This is a genomic window from Aquimarina spinulae, from assembly GCF_943373825.1.
Taxonomy (GTDB): domain Bacteria; phylum Bacteroidota; class Bacteroidia; order Flavobacteriales; family Flavobacteriaceae; genus Aquimarina; species Aquimarina spinulae.
The window spans coordinates 1,883,827-1,906,166 of record NZ_CALSBP010000002.1 but is presented as its reverse complement, the minus strand read 5'-3'; the positions used below and the strand labels follow the sequence as shown (position 1 = coordinate 1,906,166).

At 33.3% G+C, this 22,340-nt stretch carries 21 protein-coding genes; 9 read left to right on the top strand and 12 right to left on the bottom strand.

Annotated features, from left to right (window positions below; translation table 11 throughout):
- Positions 1-46: 46 nt before the first annotated feature.
- The 5 genes from NNH57_RS13985 to NNH57_RS13965 form a co-directional block, all read right to left on the bottom strand.
- The gene (locus NNH57_RS13985) at positions 47-976 is read right to left on the bottom strand and encodes a DUF58 domain-containing protein (protein WP_074407187.1); all 930 of its coding nucleotides are present in this window, start codon (positions 974-976) and stop codon (positions 47-49) included.
- A 139-nt stretch (positions 977-1,115) separates the two neighbouring features.
- Positions 1,116-1,433: a thioredoxin gene (gene trxA / locus NNH57_RS13980; protein WP_025663434.1), complete on the bottom strand. Its 318-nt coding sequence runs from the start codon at positions 1,431-1,433 to the stop codon at positions 1,116-1,118.
- A gap of 186 nt (positions 1,434-1,619) precedes the next feature.
- Entirely contained in the window at positions 1,620-2,306 is a 687-nt protein-coding gene (locus NNH57_RS13975; protein WP_108808963.1) for a hypothetical protein, read from the bottom strand.
- A 276-nt stretch (positions 2,307-2,582) separates the two neighbouring features.
- The gene (gene dnaE / locus NNH57_RS13970) at positions 2,583-6,968 is read right to left on the bottom strand and encodes a DNA polymerase III subunit alpha (protein WP_074407189.1); all 4,386 of its coding nucleotides are present in this window, start codon (positions 6,966-6,968) and stop codon (positions 2,583-2,585) included.
- Positions 6,969-7,184: 216 nt separating this feature from the next.
- Positions 7,185-8,024: a DUF6252 domain-containing protein gene (locus tag NNH57_RS13965; protein WP_074407190.1), complete on the bottom strand. Its 840-nt coding sequence runs from the start codon at positions 8,022-8,024 to the stop codon at positions 7,185-7,187.
- Between the two features lie 343 nt (positions 8,025-8,367).
- Between NNH57_RS13965 and NNH57_RS13960 the strand changes: the two genes are divergently transcribed.
- Genes NNH57_RS13960 through NNH57_RS13950 form a run of 3 tightly spaced genes read left to right on the top strand, consistent with a single transcriptional unit; the run spans position 8,368 to position 10,198 of the window.
- A complete protein-coding gene (locus NNH57_RS13960; RefSeq protein ID WP_074407191.1) occupies positions 8,368-8,913 on the top strand; it encodes a 30S ribosomal protein S16 in 546 nt (181 codons plus the stop codon).
- A gap of 14 nt (positions 8,914-8,927) precedes the next feature.
- Positions 8,928-9,452, top strand: a complete 525-nt coding sequence (gene rimM, locus NNH57_RS13955; protein WP_108808964.1) for a ribosome maturation factor RimM — start codon at positions 8,928-8,930, stop codon at positions 9,450-9,452.
- A 32-nt stretch (positions 9,453-9,484) separates the two neighbouring features.
- Positions 9,485-10,198: a tRNA1(Val) (adenine(37)-N6)-methyltransferase gene (locus NNH57_RS13950; RefSeq protein WP_108808965.1), complete on the top strand. Its 714-nt coding sequence runs from the start codon at positions 9,485-9,487 to the stop codon at positions 10,196-10,198.
- 108 nt (positions 10,199-10,306) lie between these two features.
- On the opposite strand, the gene NNH57_RS13945 is transcribed toward NNH57_RS13950, so the two are convergent.
- Positions 10,307-10,624, bottom strand: coding sequence for a hypothetical protein (locus tag NNH57_RS13945; RefSeq protein WP_074407194.1), 318 nt, complete (start codon positions 10,622-10,624; stop codon positions 10,307-10,309).
- 441 nt (positions 10,625-11,065) lie between these two features.
- Between NNH57_RS13945 and NNH57_RS13940 the strand changes: the two genes are divergently transcribed.
- The gene (locus NNH57_RS13940) at positions 11,066-12,244 is read left to right on the top strand and encodes an acyl-CoA dehydrogenase family protein (protein ID WP_074407195.1); all 1,179 of its coding nucleotides are present in this window, start codon (positions 11,066-11,068) and stop codon (positions 12,242-12,244) included.
- A gap of 186 nt (positions 12,245-12,430) precedes the next feature.
- On the opposite strand, the gene NNH57_RS13935 is transcribed toward NNH57_RS13940, so the two are convergent.
- From NNH57_RS13935 to NNH57_RS13925, 3 genes are all read right to left on the bottom strand, one after another.
- Complete coding sequence (locus NNH57_RS13935) at positions 12,431-12,673, bottom strand: hypothetical protein (RefSeq protein ID WP_051576040.1); 243 nt, start codon at positions 12,671-12,673, stop codon at positions 12,431-12,433.
- A 349-nt stretch (positions 12,674-13,022) separates the two neighbouring features.
- The gene (locus tag NNH57_RS13930; RefSeq protein ID WP_074407196.1) at positions 13,023-13,769 is read right to left on the bottom strand and encodes a hypothetical protein; all 747 of its coding nucleotides are present in this window, start codon (positions 13,767-13,769) and stop codon (positions 13,023-13,025) included.
- A 1-nt stretch (position 13,770) separates the two neighbouring features.
- On the bottom strand, positions 13,771-14,355 hold the full coding sequence (locus NNH57_RS13925) for an RNA polymerase sigma factor (protein ID WP_108808967.1): 585 nt from the start codon (positions 14,353-14,355) through the stop codon (positions 13,771-13,773).
- A 510-nt stretch (positions 14,356-14,865) separates the two neighbouring features.
- Here NNH57_RS13925 and NNH57_RS13920 point away from each other — a divergent pair.
- A complete protein-coding gene (locus NNH57_RS13920; protein ID WP_074407198.1) occupies positions 14,866-16,080 on the top strand; it encodes a BaiN/RdsA family NAD(P)/FAD-dependent oxidoreductase in 1,215 nt (404 codons plus the stop codon).
- Positions 16,081-16,239: 159 nt separating this feature from the next.
- Positions 16,240-17,028, top strand: a complete 789-nt coding sequence (locus tag NNH57_RS13915) for a hypothetical protein (protein ID WP_074407199.1) — start codon at positions 16,240-16,242, stop codon at positions 17,026-17,028.
- Positions 17,029-17,122: 94 nt separating this feature from the next.
- Here the strand turns inward: NNH57_RS13915 and NNH57_RS13910 are convergent, their stop codons facing one another.
- Positions 17,123-17,692: a TetR/AcrR family transcriptional regulator gene (locus NNH57_RS13910; protein WP_025663419.1), complete on the bottom strand. Its 570-nt coding sequence runs from the start codon at positions 17,690-17,692 to the stop codon at positions 17,123-17,125.
- A gap of 26 nt (positions 17,693-17,718) precedes the next feature.
- On the bottom strand, positions 17,719-18,192 hold the full coding sequence (locus NNH57_RS13900) for a TspO/MBR family protein (protein WP_034247056.1): 474 nt from the start codon (positions 18,190-18,192) through the stop codon (positions 17,719-17,721).
- A 272-nt stretch (positions 18,193-18,464) separates the two neighbouring features.
- On the opposite strand from NNH57_RS13900, the gene NNH57_RS13895 reads away from it, so the two are divergent.
- The 3 genes from NNH57_RS13895 (at position 18,465) to NNH57_RS13885 (ending at position 21,554) form a co-directional block, all read left to right on the top strand.
- The gene (locus NNH57_RS13895) at positions 18,465-19,550 is read left to right on the top strand and encodes a diphosphomevalonate decarboxylase (protein WP_108808968.1); all 1,086 of its coding nucleotides are present in this window, start codon (positions 18,465-18,467) and stop codon (positions 19,548-19,550) included.
- Between the two features lie 148 nt (positions 19,551-19,698).
- The gene (locus NNH57_RS13890) at positions 19,699-20,634 is read left to right on the top strand and encodes a mevalonate kinase family protein (RefSeq protein ID WP_108808969.1); all 936 of its coding nucleotides are present in this window, start codon (positions 19,699-19,701) and stop codon (positions 20,632-20,634) included.
- 11 nt (positions 20,635-20,645) lie between these two features.
- Positions 20,646-21,554: a geranylgeranylglycerol-phosphate geranylgeranyltransferase gene (locus tag NNH57_RS13885; protein WP_074407202.1), complete on the top strand. Its 909-nt coding sequence runs from the start codon at positions 20,646-20,648 to the stop codon at positions 21,552-21,554.
- 57 nt (positions 21,555-21,611) lie between these two features.
- Here NNH57_RS13885 and NNH57_RS13880 read toward each other — a convergent pair whose 3' ends face one another.
- On the bottom strand, positions 21,612-21,956 hold the full coding sequence (locus NNH57_RS13880; RefSeq protein WP_074407203.1) for a hypothetical protein: 345 nt from the start codon (positions 21,954-21,956) through the stop codon (positions 21,612-21,614).
- Positions 21,957-22,340: the final 384 nt, after the last annotated feature.

The window sequence follows — 22,340 nt, the reverse complement described above, 5'->3', positions numbered from 1 at the left end:
ACCCGCAAATGTTTTTTTTGTTTTTTTTGCCTTTATAATATTTAGCTTATGTAAATTTCTGTCTTTCAACAAAATAAGTGGTTAATATTTTATCGAAATCTTTGGTGGTATCAGCCTCAACATATTTTATACCATATTGTGCACATTTCATTTTTAGATCATAAAAATAAGAAGATACTGCTTTTTGATAATTGTCTTTTATATTATCTGCATATAGGTTAATATGATCACCTGTTTCTACATCTACATATCGAGTAGGTCGGTTGCTAAAATCAAAATTTAATTCTTTCTCGCTATCAAATGTATGAAAAAGAATAACCTCATGTTTGTTGTATTTAAGATGTCTAAGGGCTTCAAATAATTTTTCGGGATTAGAGGTAGCCTGTAGCATATCTGTGAACAAAAAAATCAATGATCGACGATGTATTTTTTCGGCAATCAGGTGTAGAAACTTAAACGTATCTGTATTTTTACTTTTGGATGTACTCGCTATAGTATGATTTAATTGGTTAAGTAGCATTTGATGATGTCTCTCACTACCTTTTTCTGGAGCATAATAATCATATTCATCACTATAAATGCTTAATCCAATAGCATCACGTTGTTTTTTAAGAATATTCATCAAACAGGCCGTTGCTAATATCGAAAAACTAATTTTGTTTAATGAGCCCAAGTGATGCTCCTTTACATAAGGATAATGCATAGAAGAAGAATTGTCGATAATAATATGACATCTTAGATTTGTTTCTTCTTCGTACCGTTTGGTAAATAGTTTATCTGTTTTGGCAAAAAGTTTCCAGTCTATGTGTTTAGTGCTTTCTCCGTTATTATACACTTTATGTTCTGCAAACTCTGCAGAAAAACCATGAAAAGGACTCTTATGCATACCAGAGATAAAACCTTCTACGACTTGTTTGGCAAGTAGCTCCAGGTTAGTAAACCCTCCAGTTTTATTAATCTCTTTTTGAATGTCCATAAGTAATGTTCTTTTATAAAAAGCGAAGATCTATATCCTTAATATGTTAATGATAACAATATACGTATTACAAAATTAGTATTCATAAAAAAAGGTTTGACCATATGTCAAACCTTTTTAATTTTTTAATACTATTCTTCTACAAAAGAGAGTCTAATGCTTCTGCATATACATTCTTAGGAGAAACTCCTACCTGACGTCCTACTACTTCTCCGTTTTGAAAAACCAATACTGTAGGAATATTTCTTACACCGTATTTTGCAGCAAATTCTTGATTCGCATCAACATCCACTTTACCAACAACGGCTTTTCCATTATATTCTTCACTAATTTGTTCGATGATAGGGCCTACCATTCTACATGGACCACACCAAGCTGCCCAAAAATCAACCAATACAGGTTTGTCACTTTTAAGTACTACCTCGTCAAAAGTAGCATCTGTTATTTCTAGTGCCATAGTTATTTATTGTTTAAAAATTCTTATTATTTTAATATTCACAAAATTAGTCAATAATTCTGCCAAAGCTTACATCAGTAATATTTGTTTTGACTATAGGGTTATTTGGTTTTCTGATACCAAATATAATATGAAAGTATTACTTTATAGCAAATTACATCTCAAAAATGAGTGATATAAGCTTAATTATTTTAGAATTTTAAGTTGTTTGGATAGATATTGTATTGAAACCAGATGAGAAAATAATACAATAGGAACTACTACTGATGCTAACCAAACGAATGGAAAATACAACAAAGCAACATTAGGCTGATCAAAACCAAACTGCTGAAACGGGAAAGGAAAGGAGAGTATAGCATTTACCACTATAAATAATAATAAGAATAAGCACACCAAATTCCATCCTAATAGAAATTTAGGAGATGCGATTTTATGTATATATCCAAAATAGTATACAAATGGAGCTGTTATTCCTGCAAGAATATCAAAATTTCTACCCGAAAAAGTCATGAGCTCTGGTATAGATTGGTGTAAAAATAACCAGTATAATACGAACTCTACTGGTATTCTTATAATATGGAGTAATGTGAGTATTTTGATATCAAGCTTACTAATGAATGTCTTTCCTTTTTGTATAAAAAACAAGAGAATGATAAATAACACTGGAAGAATAATAGCTAAGCCAAAGCGAGGGGGTAGTGAAGTGTCTAAATAAAAAGATGAATATCCTAATATCGCCTGTATACTTGCCCATATTATAATAAGAGACAAAGCCGTTTTTGAACTATGTGATGCTTTATAAAATAAAAAAATAGTAATACATGTAGTGATAATAAAAATAATTGAAATATAAGGAGCTAAATTTTCTAACATAACAGAGTTTTATACCTAACAAAATTGCTGTGTATTATATAGTGTTATAAGCAATTGTACTTGGTGTTATTTGAGTACATGTTCTTTATTGTAATGTTGTATACTCACAACAAATGTAATAGGTTCTCAAATCAAAATTCTTGACTTATGACAAGAAAAGTAATAAGCAAGAAGTTTCTGATAATTTTGTAGATATAGGAAAATTATGTTCGACTTAACGGTTTTTCATTATCAGTTTTTTTCATAGATCACAAGCTACTTATACGTATATATAGTTTAATTTAACTTATAATAGATAGATTCATCTTCAAGAGCTACGAGTAATTCTTGAGAAATGTTTACTTTTTGTTTTCGACTAGGCATGTGCAGTTTTAATTGCTCGGCCATTTCGTAGATTACAAAATTAAGTGTGTGATTTCCAGAATGCTCTGTTAGTAATTCTTTTAGGTTGTCTATTCTAGAATCAGAAAGTTCATTAATATCCATTTGAATTGTAAGCTTTCTTGCGTAGGTTTCCATCACATCGTGTAGTAGTTGGAAACTATTAAACTGTATCCTGGGATCCCCTTTTTTACCTGTATCACGATTTACCCAACCTTCTTTAATAAAAGCTTTGGCGTATACAAATGTACTTTTGACCAGGAAAGGACGGTGTTTTAAATACTCTTCACCAAAAATTCTGAATTCATGGGCTGTATTATAATCTTCTATCACAAATGTAGCCCAGCCTTTACCGTTTTTAGATGTGCGATGTTCTACGTTAGAAATCACTCCTCCAAAAGAAATTTCACGATTAATGTTGCTTTCGAGATCTGCAAAATTAAGCAAGGTACCATTACAGAAATATTTCATTTCATATTTAAAATCATCTAGCGGATGACCAGAGAGATATATTCCTACTACTTCTTTTTCACGGGCTAGTTTTTCCATTGTTCCCCATTCTTCACAGGGCGGTACAATGGGTTCTGGGATTTGTACATCGCTCGATTCTCCAAATAAACTAACTTGCGAAGAATTTTCACTTTCCTGAAATTTGGATCCATATCGTACTGCTTTTTCTAAGAAAGTGACGCCATCTCCTTCTTCATGAAAATATTGTCCTCTATGGGTTTCAGAAAAGGAATCAAAACCTCCTGCCAAAGCTAAGCTTTCAAATGCTTTTTTGTTAGCTGCTCTAAGATCGATACGTTTAGCTAGGTCAAAGATTGATCTGTATGGTCCATCTTCTTTTCGGCTTTCTACTATGGTGGCTACAGCGCCAGTTCCTACTCCTTTAATGGCTCCCATTCCAAAACGAACGGCCCCATCTTTGTTTACCGAAAATTTACGGTAGGATTCATTTACATCGGGTCCAAGAACATCTAGCTTCATGCGTTTACATTCTTCCATAAAGAAAGTAACCTGTTTGATATCGTTCATGTTATTAGACAGTACGGCAGCCATATATTCTGCAGGATAATGTGCTTTAAGATATGCTGTCTGGTATGCAATCCAGGCATAGCAGGTAGAGTGAGATTTATTAAATGCGTAAGCAGCAAAAGCTTCCCAGTCTTTCCATATTTTTTCTAGTTTGTCTTCTGCATGGCCTTTTTCTGAAGCTTGTTTTATAAACTTAGGCTTCATCTTATCAAGTACGGCTTTTTGTTTTTTACCCATTGCTTTACGAAGTACATCGGCTTCACCTTTGGTGAAATTTGCCAGCTTTTGCGAAAGCAACATCACCTGCTCTTGATATACTGTAATTCCGTAAGTTTCTTTTAAGTACTCTTCGCAAGCTTCGAGGTCATAAATGATTTCTTCTGTACCGTGTTTTCTATTGATAAAACTAGGTATATATTCTAATGGTCCAGGGCGATACAAGGCATTCATTGCAATAAGATCGGCAAAAACAGTAGGCTTAAGTTCCTTCATGTATTTTTGCATCCCGGGAGATTCATATTGGAACACCCCAACAGTTTCTCCTCTTTGGAAAAGAGCATAGGTTTCTTCGTCGTCAAGAGGGAAATTTTCGGGATCTAATTCTACTCCATGCTTTGCTTTTACAATCTTAACGGTGTCCTTAATCAGGGTTAGTGTTTTTAACCCCAGGAAATCCATTTTTAGTAACCCTGCGTTTTCTACCACAGAGTTATCAAACTGTGTGCAGTACATATCAGAATCCTTAGCTAATGCTACAGGGACAAATTTGGTAATGTCGTCTGGTGTGATAATAACACCGCAGGCATGAATTCCCGTGTTTCTAACAGAGCCTTCTAATACTCTGGCCTGGTTAAGTGTTTCTGCTTCAAGGTCACTACCTTCGGCAATATTAAGGAGTTCGTTAACTTTTTCTAACTCATCACTTCTAAATTTTTTCTTTAATATAGCCTCGTCCACACCAAAAATCTTTCCGAGTTTCGACATGTTAGGAATAAGCTTTGCAATGCGATCTGCATCACCAAGAGGAAGGTCTAGTACTCGTGCAGTATCTCGTATAGAGGATTTTGCTGCCATTGTACCATAAGTAATGATCTGTGCTACCTGATTTGCGCCGTATTTTTCGATTACATAATCCATAACACGACCTCGACCTTCATCATCAAAATCAATATCAATATCGGGCATACTTACACGATCTGGATTTAAGAAACGCTCAAAAAGTAAGTCGTATTTAATAGGGTCGAGATTAGTGATCCACAGACAATAAGCTACTGCCGACCCTGCTGCCGATCCACGACCAGGCCCTACAGAGACTCCCATATCCCGGGCGGCACGAATAAAGTCTTCTACAATCAGGAAATATCCCGGATATCCGGTTTTTTCGATTACTTTTAATTCAAAATCCAGACGTTCATCTATTTCAGGGGTAATTTCATTGTAACGAATCTTCGCACCCTCATAGGTGATATGTCGTAGATATGCATTTTCCCCTCGTTTGCCGCCATCGATTAAATCTTCTTCAGATTGAAACTCTTCTGGGATATCAAAAGCTGGTAACAATACATCTCTGGCAAGCTCAAAAGGTTCTATTTTATCTACAACTTCCTGAATGTTTATGATGGCTTCAGGTAAGTCTTTAAAAAGACTTTTCATCTCTTCCTGAGGCTTAAAATAGTATTCTTGATTGGGTAACCCGTATCGATACCCCCTGCCACGACCAATAGGGGTGGCTTGTTTTTCTCCGTCTTTTACACATAAAAGAATATCATGGGCATTAGCATCTTCTTTTTCGCAGTAATATGTGTTGTTAGAGGCAACGAGTTTAATGTTGTGTTTTTTTGCAAATTGAACCAATACCTGGTTTACTCTATTTTCATCTTCTTGGTTATGCCGCATAATCTCGATATAGAGATCATCTCCGAATTCCTGATGCCACCATAGTAATGCTTCTTCAGCTTGTTTTTCTCCAATATTGAGCACTTTACTAGGAACTTCACCATACAAGTTTCCGGTAAGAACAATAATATCTTCTTTGTATTGTTTAATGACTTCTTTGTCAATCCTGGGAACATAATAAAATCCATTAACAAAAGCGGTAGAAGACATTTTGGCCAGATTGTGATACCCGTTTTTGTTTTTGGCTAACAGTACTATTTGATATCCGTTATCTTTTCTGGATTTATCTGTGTGATTTTCGCAAACAAAGAATTCACAGCCTACGATAGGCTTCATTTCTATCCCTTCGGGTTCTTGTTCATTTTCTATTGCTTCAGCATTAGCTGCTTTTACAGCTTTATTGTGATTAGAGACCCCCTGAACAAAATGAAAAGCTCCCATCATATTGGCATGGTCTGTCATGGCGACAGCATTCATCTTATGTTGTGCAGCCACTTTTATTAAATCAGGGATACTGGTTGTTGATTGTAATACCGAGAACTGAGTATGATTATGCAGATGGGCAAAGTCAACTTTATCCAGAACAGCAATATTATCATCGATCTCTTGTTGAGATAAGTCAGAATCTCCTTTTTTTGTAAGAGCTTCCTGGATTTTTTGAGAAGCCTTTTTGAGATTTATGTGTTTTAAACCTATTAGCTGAATCGTTTGAGGATTAGCCTCTACGAAATTTTGAAAATAATCTGGTGCTACATCAAGTTCTTCAATGGTAAAAATTTGTTTACGAATCAATTCAAGAAAACATCGGGTAGTAGCTTCTACATCGGCAGTAGCGTTATGTGCTTCGCCAAAAGCGGTACCAAATAGGTGCTGATGAAGTTCTGTAAGTGTAGGGAGTTTAAATTTTCCTCCACGACCTCCTGGGATTTGGCATAATTCTGCCGTGACTTCGGTACAAGTATCCAAAACAGGAAGCTCCTGTAAATTATTTTCTAGGCCAAGGCGGTAGAATTCTGCGCCCATAATATTAACATCAAATCCAACATTTTGTCCGACAACAAATTTGGTTTTGGATAGGGCGATATTAAATTTATCTAATACTTCTTGTAGTGTAATCCCGTCTTGTGTTGCTAACTCAGTCGAAATACCATGAATTTTTTCTGCATCATATGGGATATTAAACCCATCAGGTTGTACCAGGTAATCTTGATGTTCGATACAGTTTCCCATAGCGTCGTGTAACTGCCATGCGATTTGTATACATCTTGGCCAGTTATCGGTATCGCTAATAGGGGCATCCCATCGTTTGGGTAAACCTGTGGTTTCAGTATCAAAGACTAAGTACATAAAAAGAAGTGTTTCAAGAAAATTATCCCTTACAAAGGACTTTCAAAAATAACCAAAATGACACTTCGATTTTCGAAAAGTTATTCAGAATTATTAACTATAGTTTTATGTGTTATCGATACAAGAAGGTAGGTGTATGAAAAAAGCGATCATTTCATAAATGATCGCTTTTTATGAGCAAAGTCGAGTAGGGTAATTATTTAGGGGTAATAAATATTAATAACCAAAATCAAAGGAACCTTGTGATATTTGAGAACCACTTCTGGTTTCAAATTCAAAACTTCCACTAATACATTTGGTTTCGATATCGTGACTCGTAATAATAAGAGTTCCTGACAATGCAGAGGACTTATCATTATTTACTTCGTAAGAAGCACTATAATTTCCAGATCCGGTTAATGGGTATGTGCCTGGTGCTACATTAGCCATAAACACAATATTTACTTCTTCGGTTTCATTGGTAGCAGTAATGAGAATAGAAGCATCATCTACACCAAATAATTTGGCAGTATGATTATCAGTAATCATTTCTGTATTATTCACCAAGGCAGTTAAAGATGCATTAAGCAAACAAGGGTTAATTTCTTGAGTTACCTCTTCTTCAATTGTACCATTTTCTAATGGTAATCTATAAAACCATCCATTATTAAAATCTACTGGATTACCATTGTCATCTTTAAGGTCTTTAAAATGAAAATTACCAGAAATTTCATTGTTATATATTTCTGTTATCGACACTTCGCCTTCGGTTTCTCCGTCTTTAGAAATGAATTTTGTTTGATTTTTTTGAAAACTAACCTTGCTTATAGTTTGAAGAGCTGTCTTATACGTTCCGATATTAGTAGATGTAGTCGTAAAGCTTATCGATTTGTCTCCCGAGCTTCCTGATATTACTAATGTACCATCTTCATAAATAACAGCTTTTTTAATAGATGATCTAAATAACTCACCATCAATTTTTGCTTGTAAAGCAGGTGTGTTTATTTCGATATCTGTAGAGCATGAAGTTAAAAAAAGGCAGATTACTGCCAATAGAGGGGTAATTTTTTTAATCATAGGCTTGGGGCTTTAGTATGATTTTCTTACGGAAAAACCGTAAAAACATGTTTACACCTACAAACATAAGATGAAAATATTAAGAAAACAATTTTTTCATCGAAAAAAAGCATATTTTATCGATGAAATACACAAAATATCATTTTGTCCTAATAAAATACGGGATTAAGAAGTGTTTTTTATCATAAAAACAGAGTTTGTAAACCTGCTTTTTTGTATATTATTTCTATAAATGATTATTTTACAGAGAATAAACTTTTATTTGTTGATTCGAATTGATTAAAAATAGTTACCTTTGCGCCCTTAATTATGAACAGGGTCGAGTACCCAAAAATTAATTTATATGCCTGTTAAAATTAGATTACAGAGACATGGTAAAAAAGGGAAGCCTTTTTACTGGATCGTAGCAGCAGATGCTAGATCAAAAAGAGATGGTAGATTTCTTGAAAAATTAGGAACTTATAATCCTAATGTAAATCCTGCAAGTATTGACTTAGATATTGATGGAGCTGTAAAGTGGTTGCAGAATGGTGCGCAACCAACTGATACTGCAAAAGCTATCTTATCTTATAAAGGAGCATTATTAAAAAATCACCTTGCTGGTGGAGTAAGAAAAGGTGCTTTAACAGAAGAACAAGCTGAAGAAAAATACCAAGCTTGGGTATCTGAAAAAGAAGGATCTGTTGATGCAAAGAAAGATGTATTAGCAAAGGCTGAAGCGGCGGCAAAAGCTAAAGCTTTGGAAGCAGAGAAAGAAGTAAATGCTAAACGTGAAGCTGCAGCAAAAGCTGAAGAAGTTGAAGAAACTGCTGCTGAAGCGGAAGAAGCTGCTACTGAAGAAGTTGCTGAAGCAGAGGTAACAGAAAAAGCTAGCAACGAAGAAGAATAGTTGCATTATTGACGATGAAGAAAGAAGAATGCTTCTATCTAGGTAAAATCGTAAGTAAATTTAGCTTTAGGGGTGAGGTATTGGTTAAATTAGATACCGATGAGCCCGAAAGTTATACGAAAATGGAATCAGTATTTGTTAACTATAACAATAATCTGGTTCCATTTTTTATTGAAAAATGTTCACTCCATAAAAGTGATTTACTACGTATAAAATTTGAGGATATAGATGCTGAAGAAGATGCAGACGATCTCATGAAAGCAGAACTGTACTTACCACTTACATTATTACCAAAACTTGAAGGAACTCAGTTTTATTATCACGAAATAATTGGTTTTACTATTATTGATACTGTTTTTGGAGAAGTAGGAGTCATTAAAGCTATTAATGATACAACCGCTCAGGCTTTATTCGAGGTTGATCGTAATGGTGTCGAGATTCTTATTCCTATGAATGATGAATTTATTGATAAAATTGATAGAGAGTCGAAAACGATTACAGTTCGTACTCCCGAAGGACTCATTGATTTGTACCTTTAATCTTATTTTACATCCCGATAGATATTAATAGTATGACTAAGCCTTTTGTATTTAAAGACTTTACGGTTCATCAAGATCGATGTGCCATGAAAATAGGTACAGATGGAGTCCTGCTTGGAGCCTGGGTTCCTATTAATGATACTGTAACCTCAATTCTTGATATAGGAGCAGGAACAGGAATCATAGCTTTAATGACAGCACAACGTTCTCAGGCAGAAGTGATCGACGCTATAGAAATTGATGTAGATGCTTATGAGCAAGCTGTCGAAAATTTTGAGGCATCGCCCTGGGGAGACAGATTGTTTTGTTATCATGCCTCTTTTCAGGAGTTTGTATCAGAAATTGACGATCAATACGACTTGCTAATCAGTAATCCCCCATTTTATGCAGAGGACTATAAAACGTCGGATATCAAACGAGATATGGCTAGATTCGAAGATGCTCTTCCTTTTGAACATCTTTTAATCGGAGCATCAAAACTGTTATCGCATAAAGGGAAATTTGCAATGATTATCCCATATAAAGAAGAAATACGTGCTATTGATATAGCTGCACAGGTAAATTTGTTTCCGCAAAAAATCACAAGAGTAAAAGGAACACCAGCTTCAGAAATAAAAAGAAGCTTGTTGTTATTTGGTCGGGATCAAATGAATTTTGAAGCTAATGAATTGGTCATAGAAACGAAACGACATCACTATACAGATGCATATATAAACCTTACTAAGGCATTTTATCTAAAAATGTAATTCATAAAAAAAGGAAGACTTACATCTTCCTTTTTCTAAATTCAATCACTCTACAGTTTAATTTATATCACCAATAAATTAAACCTTTTCTTATATACCATTAAAGGTTTATCCCTTTTTAGAGATCCATTTTCCATCAGCATCACAGAAAACTTCCATTTCCTTATCACCTTGTTTCAATATTAATCTAAATTCTGAAGCATCTTCTTTAGCTCCAGCACTTTTGATAGTCGCACCAGCATAATCTTTTGCAACTGCATCAAGAACAGGTTGAGGTAAGTTTTCTACAGCTAGATCTATATATTTTTCCTGAACAGGAGTAATTACTTCTGTATCATCATTAGAAGCTACTTCCTGAGCATTCATGTTTTGAGTTCCTACTAATAGTCCAAAAGCTAATACCGGTAATACAAATAAATTTTTCATTGTTATTATAATTTTAGTTTTAATAAATTTTAATGCTATTATGTATTTATATATAGAATAATTATGCCAGAAGAAACAAGAGAGATTGTTTTAAGTGTAGGTAACTGATAAACAATTGTTTATGTGTTTATTGAGTAGATATTTTCTCTTTTAAGTGGTCTTGTTTGTGTAGAAAAAAGAGGTGAACTGCGGAAATTATACACAAATTTTTTGGTAGACAGATACGATTAATTTTAACCTCTGTAAAAACTAAATTGACTTTTGTTATTGAAATGAATACAATAAAGTAACGTATTTGGATGTCTTTTTGGTCAAAAAATATTAAATGTAATAAGAGAATGATCAATCTCTTTAAAAATGTCAAAAAAATTGCTTGCTTTTTTAGCATTACCTACATTTGTTTTGCACTTATATGCAGTAATTTAGAAAATATTTTAAAAAATGAAACCAGATTTATTCCAGGCACCAGATTATTACCAAATTGACGAATTATTAAGTGATGAACATAAAATGGTTCGTGATGCTGCTCGTAGTTGGGTAAAACGCGAAGTATCTCCTATTATAGAAGATTTTGCACAGCGAGCAGAATTCCCTACACAGATTATTAAAGGACTTGCAGAGATAGGAGCATTTGGGCCTTATATACCCGAAGAGTATGGTGGTGCTGGATTAGATCAGATTAGCTATGGTTTGATTATGCAGGAGATAGAGCGAGGAGATTCTGGAGTACGATCTACATCTTCTGTACAATCTTCATTGGTGATGTATCCAATTTGGAAATACGGCTCTGAAGAACAACGAAAAAAGTATTTACCTAAGCTGGCATCTGGAGAATTTATTGGATGTTTTGGTCTTACAGAACCAGATCATGGATCAAACCCTAGTGGGATGACTACTAATTTTAAAGATAATGGAGATCATTACTTGCTTAATGGTGCTAAACTTTGGATTTCTAATGCACCTTTTGCTGATATTGCAGTGGTTTGGGCAAAAAATGAAGAAGGAAGAATCCATGGCCTTGTAGTAGAACGTGGTATGGAAGGATTTACAACTCCAGAGACACATAATAAATGGTCGCTTCGTGCATCTGCAACAGGAGAGTTAATCTTTGATAATGTAAAAGTGCCAAAAGAAAATATATTACCGGGTAAAAGTGGTCTTGGTGCACCACTGGGATGTTTGGATTCTGCACGATATGGTATTGCCTGGGGTGCAATTGGTGCGGCTATGGATTGCTATGATACTGCTTTAAGATATGCAAAAGAACGCGTTCAGTTTGATAAACCTATTGGAGCAACCCAATTACAACAAAAGAAACTGGCAGAAATGATTACAGAAATCACCAAAGCACAATTATTAGCATGGCGATTAGGAGTGTTGCGTAATGAGGGTAAAGCTACTAGTGCACAAATCTCTATGGCAAAACGTAATAATGTAGAAATGGCGATTAATATCGCAAGAGAAGCCAGGCAAATTCTTGGTGGAATGGGAATCACTGGTGAGTATAGTATCATGCGTCATATGATGAACCTCGAAAGTGTGATTACCTATGAAGGAACACACGATATACATTTACTAATTACAGGAATGGATATTACCGGAATGCCTGCTTTTAAATAAGAAACACTGAAATTCTTATATCGAAGTTGTCTGAAAATAAATAGCTATAACTTATTAATCTGAACCAGTCAAGGACCATTTGGCTACCCACTTTCAAATGGCTTGGACCGGTTCAGTGATACATAAACTTATACTGTATTCAGTTTTTTTGTAAAGAATGACCTGATTTAATAGATCATAATCTTATTATCCAACAGAAGAGTGTAATTCCTTTGTACTTCTTTCTTTTATAAAGAATCCAAATTTAAAACCTACAGATTTTACATAAACATAACTTTGTAGATCGATATCATATTCTAAAGGAGCATTTAGTTCCTTCATAATGTTGATGATGCGATAGAGCTTTGTTTTTGAAATTCCCAATCGCTCTGCTAGTTCTACAGGGTTCCCTGTAGCTTTTAAACGAATTAGTTGGTCGATTCGATTCATAAGCTCAACGTGTTTGATGATAACATTCATAATTATTTCTTTAGAGTGAAGATTGAATTATTAGATTAATCAATATATATGGGGTTCATATATTTATGTCATGACATAAAATTTTGTTACCTCGTATATTCTATTTTTTTAACGGGTAATATTTTTTTAGCTTGATTAGTTATAAATGTTTTGTTCTGAGTACTATAGTTATGAATACGATGTGCCGAAAAACAAATGTTTTAACTATAGTATATAGTGAGAGAGAAAAGAGATAAGTGTTTTATAGAATTGTGTTGATTTTGTTTCAGAATCCTTTCTTATCTATACAGTTCAATATAGGTTGTTATGGAGAAAAATATTATCTGTTTTTTTCTAAGACATTAAGTAGCCTTGTAGCTTTATCTTTATATGCTCCATTGTAAGTAATGATTTCTTTAAGAAGTGGAATACTTTTTTTAGGAGTATTTAATTTTAAATAGGTGAGGGATAAATACCATTTCGCAACTTCATAATACTTACCGCTACTTTTAATGTCTTTAAATAAAGAAACAGCTTTTTCTTCCTGATCAATATTTAAGTAACTATTGCCCAGGTATAGTTGTAGTTGGTTGTCTAAATTTGGGTGTTTTTCTAACACAACAGCGACAGAGTCATAAGCACCGTTAGCATAGTTTTTTACAATACTCTGCATTTCTTCATTATTGGCATTACCTCTCATTGCGTCTTCTACAGGAAAAGGCTCATAATAGGCGCCATATAAATCTTGAGTATTATTATGCTGATTGATATAGGTGTACCATAATAGCATTCCTACACCCAGTAGTATAGTAATAGATGCTGCAATTTTCCAATAAGGAGCAGATGTCTTGGCAGAAGGACTGTATTGTTCCTCTTTGATAGTAGCGCTAATCTGCATTAATTTTTCTTTAAAACCTAAAGTATCTTGATCACTTAAGGTTTTATGGAGAACCCTGTGCTTTTCAACTTCTTCTTGCAGTTCTGGATTAGTAGCTAATTCCTTTTCAAAAGCAATTATTTCTTCTTCAGGTAACGTATGTGAAAGATACCCTTCTATTTTATCGAATATTTCTGGAGTTCTTTCCATACTATAATTCTTTTTCAGGGTTTAGTTGTAATTCTTGATAGGCGTGATCCTTTTCGATCATTTCTATTAGATATCGTTTACATTCAAATTTTTTCTTTCGGGTATATCCTTCAGAATATCCGGTGATATGTGCAATATCTTTCATGCTATTTCCTTGAAAAAGTAAGCTCAATACTTCACGACATGTATCACTTAGCTTTAAGAAGTGTCTGCGATACACATGCTCTCGTTCTTTATATTCTATATCTTGGATCACTGTAGGGGTAATTATTTCTGCATCTTCAGGTAATTTTTCTGTGATGATCATTTTTTTGTTTTTTCGTAATCTGTTTCTCCACATATTTTTACAAACCCCATAAAAATAGGTTCGTAATGAAGAATGTAACTCCAGAGAATCTGTTTTTAATTTCTGATATATCAAAATCAACGCATCCTGAAATACATCTTCGGCATCCTCTTCATTACCAGAATTTTGTAGGATGTATTGCCTTATATAAGGTAGGTTTTTTCTATAAAATGTAGTAATAACAACCTCATTTCCGGTGACGATACCTTCCAAAATTTTGTGATCCTCGGTAGTATTCATAGGTTCATGTACTATAATAACAGATTGTTACCTTTGGGTGATGTTAAATTGTTGTAAAAGTAAGAATTTTAGTTTCTTTGATATCAATATAATAACATATAATTAAAATGTAAAATAATAAATATGCTCTTCGACAAGCTCAAAGGGACATAAGTGAAAATATTAGGGCATCATAGTGGAGCAGGTTTTTAGTCACCGAAAATACATTAGAATGGATCACCGAAACCTTGTGTTATAAAGTAGATGGTGTCGAGATTGATGCATTGTTGTAAAAGTAAAGAATTGGTAGTTACTCATGATGAAATTCTGGATAGAACTATCAATGGTAAAGGAAATGTATTATAATATACTTTACAGGAGTTGCGACAGTTTGAACAAAAGAGAGATTTATGATACCTACATTGAGCGAAGTGCTGAATATGATCGATAGGTAATGCGAACTTAATATAGAATTGAGCAATCAAAATCATGGAAAGTTGAGGGTATCATCACAGATTTTCCGAATTTTGCATGATGAACTATGATTTAATAATTGTTGGTGGCGGTGCAGCTGGTTTTTTTACAGCTATTAATGTGGCAGAAAATGACCCAAAACTAAAAATAGCTATTCTGGAACGAGGAAAAGAAGTGTTGTCCAAAGTTCGGGTATCTGGCGGTGGGCGATGCAATGTAACTCATGCAGAATTTATCCCTAACGAATTAAGTAAAAATTACCCAAGGGGAGAAAAAGAACTCAAAGGACCTTTTCATACATTTATGACAGGTGATACGATGGAATGGTTTGATCGTCGTGGAGTAGCACTTAAGATAGAGGATGATGGTAGGATATTTCCAGTTTCAAACTCTTCAGAAACGATTATCGATTGTTTTCTGTCGGAAGCAAAACGATATGGGGTTGAAGTTTTAAAAAACCATGCCGTTAAAAATTTCTATCAAGAAGATGAACAATGGCTCTTAGAAACCAGTCAGGGAGATTTTAGGACTACCATGTTAATGATTGCCACAGGGAGTAACCCTAAAATCTGGAAAATAGTTCAGGGTTTAGGACATCAGACCGTTGATGCAGTTCCTTCGTTATTTACTTTTAATAGTAAAGATCCAAGAATTGCAAATCTACCAGGTGTGGTAACAAATGCGTCAGTACAGGTCAAACATTCAAAACTATCGAGTGAGGGGCCATTGTTAATTACGCATTGGGGGATGAGTGGACCAGCAATTCTAAAACTTTCGGCCTGGGGGGCTATAGAGCTAAATGCATGCCAGTATAATTTTGAAATTATAGTGAATTGGCTTCAGAACTATTCACAGCAGGAGGCTTTTGAGGAACTTAAAACGTTAAAAAATCAATATCCGAAACAACAGATAAGTAAATACACTCAATTTGAATTACCAAAAAGACTTTGGCAGAGTTTAATTTTGGCTTCGGAAATAAGAAATGATACACGCTGGGCCGATGTGAGTAAAATTCAGCTTAAAACATTATCAGAACAGCTTACACAAGGAGTTTTTATGATAAAAGGGAAAAGTACATTTAAAGAAGAATTTGTAACTGCAGGTGGAATCGATCTTAAAGAAGTTAATTTTAAAACTTTTGAAAGCAAGAAATGTCATAATTTATATTTTGCAGGAGAAGTGTTAAACATAGATGCAATTACAGGAGGGTTTAATTTTCAGAATGCATGGACCGGAGCTTTTATTGCAGCAAAAGCAATCACATCTGGATAGTTTTTGAAAAAATGAAATATAATACCATAGTCGAAAACTTTAAAAACAGTAATTAAGTTATTGGAATTAAGTAATTTGAGATAAGGAATAGTGCGTTAAAATTAGCGATTCTGAGTAATTTTTCGTACCTTAATAAGGTTTAACTAATACCCCATCACTATGAAAAAAATTACTTTTATTCTTATCCTTATATTTTTATTTAGTAGTGTTCACCCAGTTAAAGCATTTAATGAGAATGACCCTATAAAAAAGTTATTGGTAGATTATATCGATAAAATGAATGCATTAACCCAGGGAACCCAAAAAGAAGATGTACTGAATTTGTTTGACGAAAAATATAGAGGAAATACTGTCTATGTTAATCTATCTGGAACTCTAGTGAGAAAAAACTACACCAAAAAAGATGTTTCTTCTCAATTAAGTGATATTGTTAATGATAATAATTATCAATTTAGATTAACCATAGATAAAATCGTTTTTCAAAGTCAAAAAGAAAGAGCAGGAACTATTTCTGCAGTTATCAGTTTTGAATCATTTGTCGATAAAAGACTAGCCGAAAAGGGAACTATGTTAATGGATGTGGTTGCTATACGTATTAATGGCGGATGGAAGATCGTGCAAAATAATATGATTCGGGTCTCTGAAGCAAAAGATATAGGAGAATGTGTTTGCTATTTTTATGAGAAAGGCACTACTAAGTTTATTGCCGAAGTATATTTCCCATCTGGCCTCGAATATAGCCAGGAACTCAATGCTTTTCAAGTAATGATCAAAGACAAAAAACGTATTATTAAATCTGATAGTAAAGAGTATTATTGGAATGAAAATACAGGAAAACTTACCTATAAAGGAGGGTTAATTGGGCAAACGAGTAATTCTCGAAAAGCGGTAGAGTTTGCGCTTAAAAACCTATATAAAGAATCTTGTGTAAATATTGTATTTAATTAAATGCATGAAACGAGTTCAATACTAAGTTGAACACATCCTGCTTTTCAGTAGGATGTGTTTTTTTTTGTAATAATTTCTATCGAATTAATTTGCCCTAAATAATTGTTTGATCCTTTAGAAAACCTCTCCAGGAAATCTCAATAGCTTGATTGATATGTTTTTCCTGTAGTTTTACTTGTTCATTCTCATGAATCTTTACCAGTGATACCACATTGCCAAAGAAGAGTTCTTCCATGATTAGAGTGTTATAAGATTTAAAAACCTTTTGTTTTACTCCTTTTTTGAAATAGCTTTCGATTTCTCCATAATATTGCCTTGCTTTATCTTTTAAAGATTGAGGAATTTCTGGAGAACGTGCAATCTGTTCAGAAAATATAAAAGCAAGAGGATTATTGACAAAATAATAGAACAGATTAAGCCACATTACGGTAAATTGTTTCTTTATGTCGTCTTCTGGGGTATTACGCATAACAACAGTGCCAAAATCCTGGGTAAGCATTAAGTAGAGTTCTGTAATGATCTCTTCTTTGTTTTTAAAATGATGATATACAGTTCCGTTTGCTACGCCTGATTCTTTAATAATTTGAGAAAGAGAAGTGGCATGGATACCTTGTTTAGTTATTAATTCTAGAGTAGTCTGTAAGACTATTGCTTTTTTACTCATAAAAAATCATATTCCTTATTCCTGGTTTAATTTAGTTGCCATATGCCAAAATTTAAAGCAGTCGCAAAAGCAACCCAAACAACATAAGGGATAAGTAGGTAGGCAGCGGTAGAATTTACTACGGTAAACCATTTAATGGTAAACAGTAATAGGATAAATAGGGCAATTATATCCAATAATGCAATCAATGGATTTTGTAGTCCAAAGAAAAAAATAGACCACGCTGCATTGAGTAACAATTGAAATCCAAAGTGATATAACGCAGTTTTTACCCATTTATGATAAAAGCCTTTGCTCCAAACAATTCCGGCCGCAATTCCCATCATAATATACAGCAGAACCCACATTGGTCCAAAGATCCAATTTGGTGGAGTAAAAGAAGGTTTATTTAAAGCAGCATACCACGTGTTAACAGAAGTTTGGGTAGCAATACTACTCAAAAATCCGATCAAACCACATACCAATACCGCAATACCAATACGAAATAACTTTTTTTTCATTGAAACAAGTTAGCGCAGTACTAAAATAGCAATTTATTTTTACTACCAATGCGCTTAAACCCGCTTTATGCATTAGAATTTTAAAAGTACAACACATACTCGTGTTTTATTAATTTTAGTATTGCACGATTATCGATAATACCTGAATTAAATTAAAAAATAAAATAAAGCAATAATGTTTCAAATAATTTCGGTCTATAACAGATTTTCTAATACATAAAACAGATTAAAATATAGGATACACTTATCTTTGCTTAAAATCATTGTATACTATGTCGGATTATCCAGAATTTACCTTACCTATAGTTTCAAAATTACCCGAAGAAGGTGTAGTAACTTGTACCTCACCCAGTAATATTGCTCTAGTTAAATATTGGGGTAAAAGACCTGTGCAATTACCTGAGAATGCATCGATTAGCTTTACGTTGGATAATTGTAAAACAACAACAAGTTTAGCATATAAAAGACGAGATGATGCAGGAGAGGATTTTGATTTTGAACTCTTTTTTGAAGGAAAACCTAAACCAGATTTTAAACCTAAGATTCAAAGTTTTTTTGAAAGGATTCAAGAATATCTTCCTTTCCTAAAGCAATATACGTTCAGAATAGAAACCAGTAATACATTTCCGCATAGTAGTGGGATTGCATCATCAGCTAGTGGGATGAGTGCACTGGCATATTGCTTAATGCAGTTAGAAAAAAAGATAAACCCGGATATTTCAGATTCAGAATGTCTTCAAAAATCTTCTTTTTTGGCTCGTTTGGGCTCGGGGAGTGCATGCCGAAGTATAGAAGGACCAGTTACCGTTTGGGGAAAACATTCAGATATAAACCAGAGTAGTGATGCATATGCAATACCGTTTCCGTTTCCAGTTCATCAAAATTTTGATGCTTATCAGGATACAATCTTATTAATTGATAAAGGAGAAAAACAAGTAAGTAGTAGTGTAGGTCATAATCTAATGTACGGTCATCCTTTTGCAGAAAAACGATTTGAGCAAGCAACTGGCAATGTTACTAAATTAAAAGAGATATTAATTTCGGGGGATTTAGACGCCTTTATCAAGATAGTAGAAAGTGAAGCGTTGACACTACATGCAATGATGATGACTTCTTTACCTTATTTTATATTAATGAAACCTAATACGTTATCTGTTATTCATAAAATTTGGGAATATCGCACAACAACAGGATCAAAAGTTTGTTTTACACTAGATGCCGGAGCAAATGTTCATGTGTTGTACCCAAATACCGAAAAAAATCAAGTTTTAGATTTCATTACCAACGAGTTAGTTGCGTATTGTCAGAATGGACAGTATATTTGTGACAAAATAGGATTAGGTGCAAAAATAGTGTAACTTTATCCTGGTAAGGCGACAAATTAGATATAACTATTTATAGAGATGATAAAATGAACTCGATTAAAAAATCTTTAATCATACGAAGTTATGATTATTGTAATCGTCAAAGATTTTATCTAACCTCTAAAACAATATAAATAAATAGATGAAAGGACCGTTATTTTATTCTAAAATACTTCTGTTTGGAGAATATGGTATTATTAAAGATTCTAAAGGTCTTTCTATACCTTATAATTTTTTTAAAGGTGCATTAAAAGTATCAGAAACACCTGATCAAGAGGCTATACAATCCAATGAAAATCTTAAAAATTTTGCAACCTATCTCGAAGAGATTCAAGATAAAGGAATTGTGAAATTTGATTTTGAAAAACTTCATTTAGATATCAATTCTGGGATGTATTTTGATAGTAGTATTCCTCAGGGATATGGAGTAGGAAGTAGTGGTGCATTAGTAGCGGCGATTTATGATAAATATGCAGCTAATAAAATTACTGTATTAGAAAACCTTACTCGAGATAAATTATTAAAACTGAAAGAGATTTTTGGACTTATGGAATCTTTCTTTCACGGAAAGAGTTCTGGACTGGATCCTTTAAATAGTTATCTTAGCCTACCTATTCTTATTCATTCTAAAGATAATATCGAACCTGCAGGAATTCCTTCACAAAGTGTAGAGAATAAAAAAGGCGCCGTTTTCTTATTAGATAGCGGTATAGTTGGAGAGACTGCCCCGATGGTTAGTATTTTTATGGAAAACATGAAGCAAGAAGGCTTTCGTAGTATGCTCAAAAACCAGTTTGTAAAATATACAGACGCTTGTGTAGATGATTTCTTAAAAGGAGATGTTAAATCTCTATTCTTTAATATAAAAGAGCTTTCTCACGTGGTTTTGGATAATTTTAAGCCAATGATACCAAAGCAATTTCACACCTTATGGAAACATGGTATAGAAACCAATGATTATTATCTTAAGTTATGTGGCTCTGGAGGCGGCGGTTATATTTTAGGATTTACGCAGGATTTTGATAAAGCACAGGCTTCACTTAAGGATTATAAGTTAGAGGTAGTCTACAATTTTTAATAAGCATTGTTATGCTTACCAGAAAAAATAAACTCATTTTTCTCAAGTTATTGAGTTTATTTTCTGTAGTTAGAGGGTATAATATCTTGATTATTGTATTTGCGCAATATCTTACCTCAATATTTATTTTAGCACCTCAGATTAGATTACGACATGTTATTCTGGATCCAAATCTATTTGTTATTGTATTGGCTTCTGCCGGTGTGATTGCAGGAGGGTATATCATTAATAATTTTTATGATAAAGAAAAAGATTTAATCAATAGGCCGCAAAAGACCATGCTGGATCGATTAGTGAGTCAACGTACAAAACTCACGGGATATTTTGTCCTTAATTTTCTCTCTGTGGTATGTGCCAGTTATGTTTCTTTTAGAGCAGTTATTTTTTTCTCTTTATATATTTTCGGGATATGGTTCTATTCTCATAAACTAAAGAAATTTCCTGTTATTGGAAATATTATCGCTTCTCTATTGGCAATAACTCCATTTTTTGCTGTATTCATTTATTATAAAAACTTTGACGAAGTTATTTTTGTTCATGCAACGTTTTTGTTTTTGATGTTGATCATGAGAGAAATGATTAAAGATTTAGGAAATTTAAGAGGAGACCTTGCTCAGAACTATAAAACGATACCTATTGTGTATGGTGAATTAGTCTCAAAAAGAATAGTAAGTGTTTTGGTTTTGGCTTCTTGCGTTCCTATTTATTTACTGCTCACTCGATATGAGATAGGATTTATGTACCTGTATTTTTATGCATGTATTATACTCCTTTTTGCATTTTTACTTGGCTTATGGAGATCAAAGGGAAGAACACACTATGTTTGGCTACACAATATTTTAAAACTTATTATTGTTGCAGGAACATTTAGTATTATTCTAATTGATGTGCATATGATCTTGGATAGAATTCTTTGGTAAAAAAAAGCAGCTGTAAATACATACAACTGCTTTCTTAATCATGTATAGACAGAAAGTTTATACTCTTTCTGACTTTAAGATTTTTAAAGAAATCTTAAATACTTTGTTTCCTATGTTTGATATTTTTGAATCTACTTTTTTGTAGTTCAATCTTGATTTTACAAAACTTTTTACATTTAGATCTTCCGAATCTACGGTTAAAACTACGATCTCTCCTTCACCATTTAAAGTAAATTCGATATTAGCCTTAAGTTGTTGTTTGTCTACTTTAAACCCTGGGTTTTCTAGAAGAGTTGCTATTTGGTTTCTTAATTGTTGTTCTGAATTAGCAGGGTTATTTGAAGCAAAAATTTGCGTTGACCCTAATACGAATACTGCGAATAAAATTGTTAACTTTTTCATTTTTTTGTGTTTTAAGATTTGAGCTTGAACTATTATTTGTTTTAATTGTACAGGACAAATGTAGAGTCGAATACTCCATTATTTTTGTTTTTTATTTTATTAGAATGTATTACAATGATTACGATTATGTTAAAAGGCATATGTTTTAACGTAAATTAAACTTTGCAGAATAAATACTTTTTATATGTTTACTTTTTAAGAATGGATATAAAATTGGTTATAGAATAGTAAATCCTTAATATTTGTATCATAATAATGCCGATTTATAGGTTTTTAATAGAATTTTAATGTTACCATAAGGTTAAGTTAAGGTTTTACCATATCACTTTTATGATGTTTAATGTGTTGCAAATCAATTTTTTATATGTTAACTATTTGTTAATC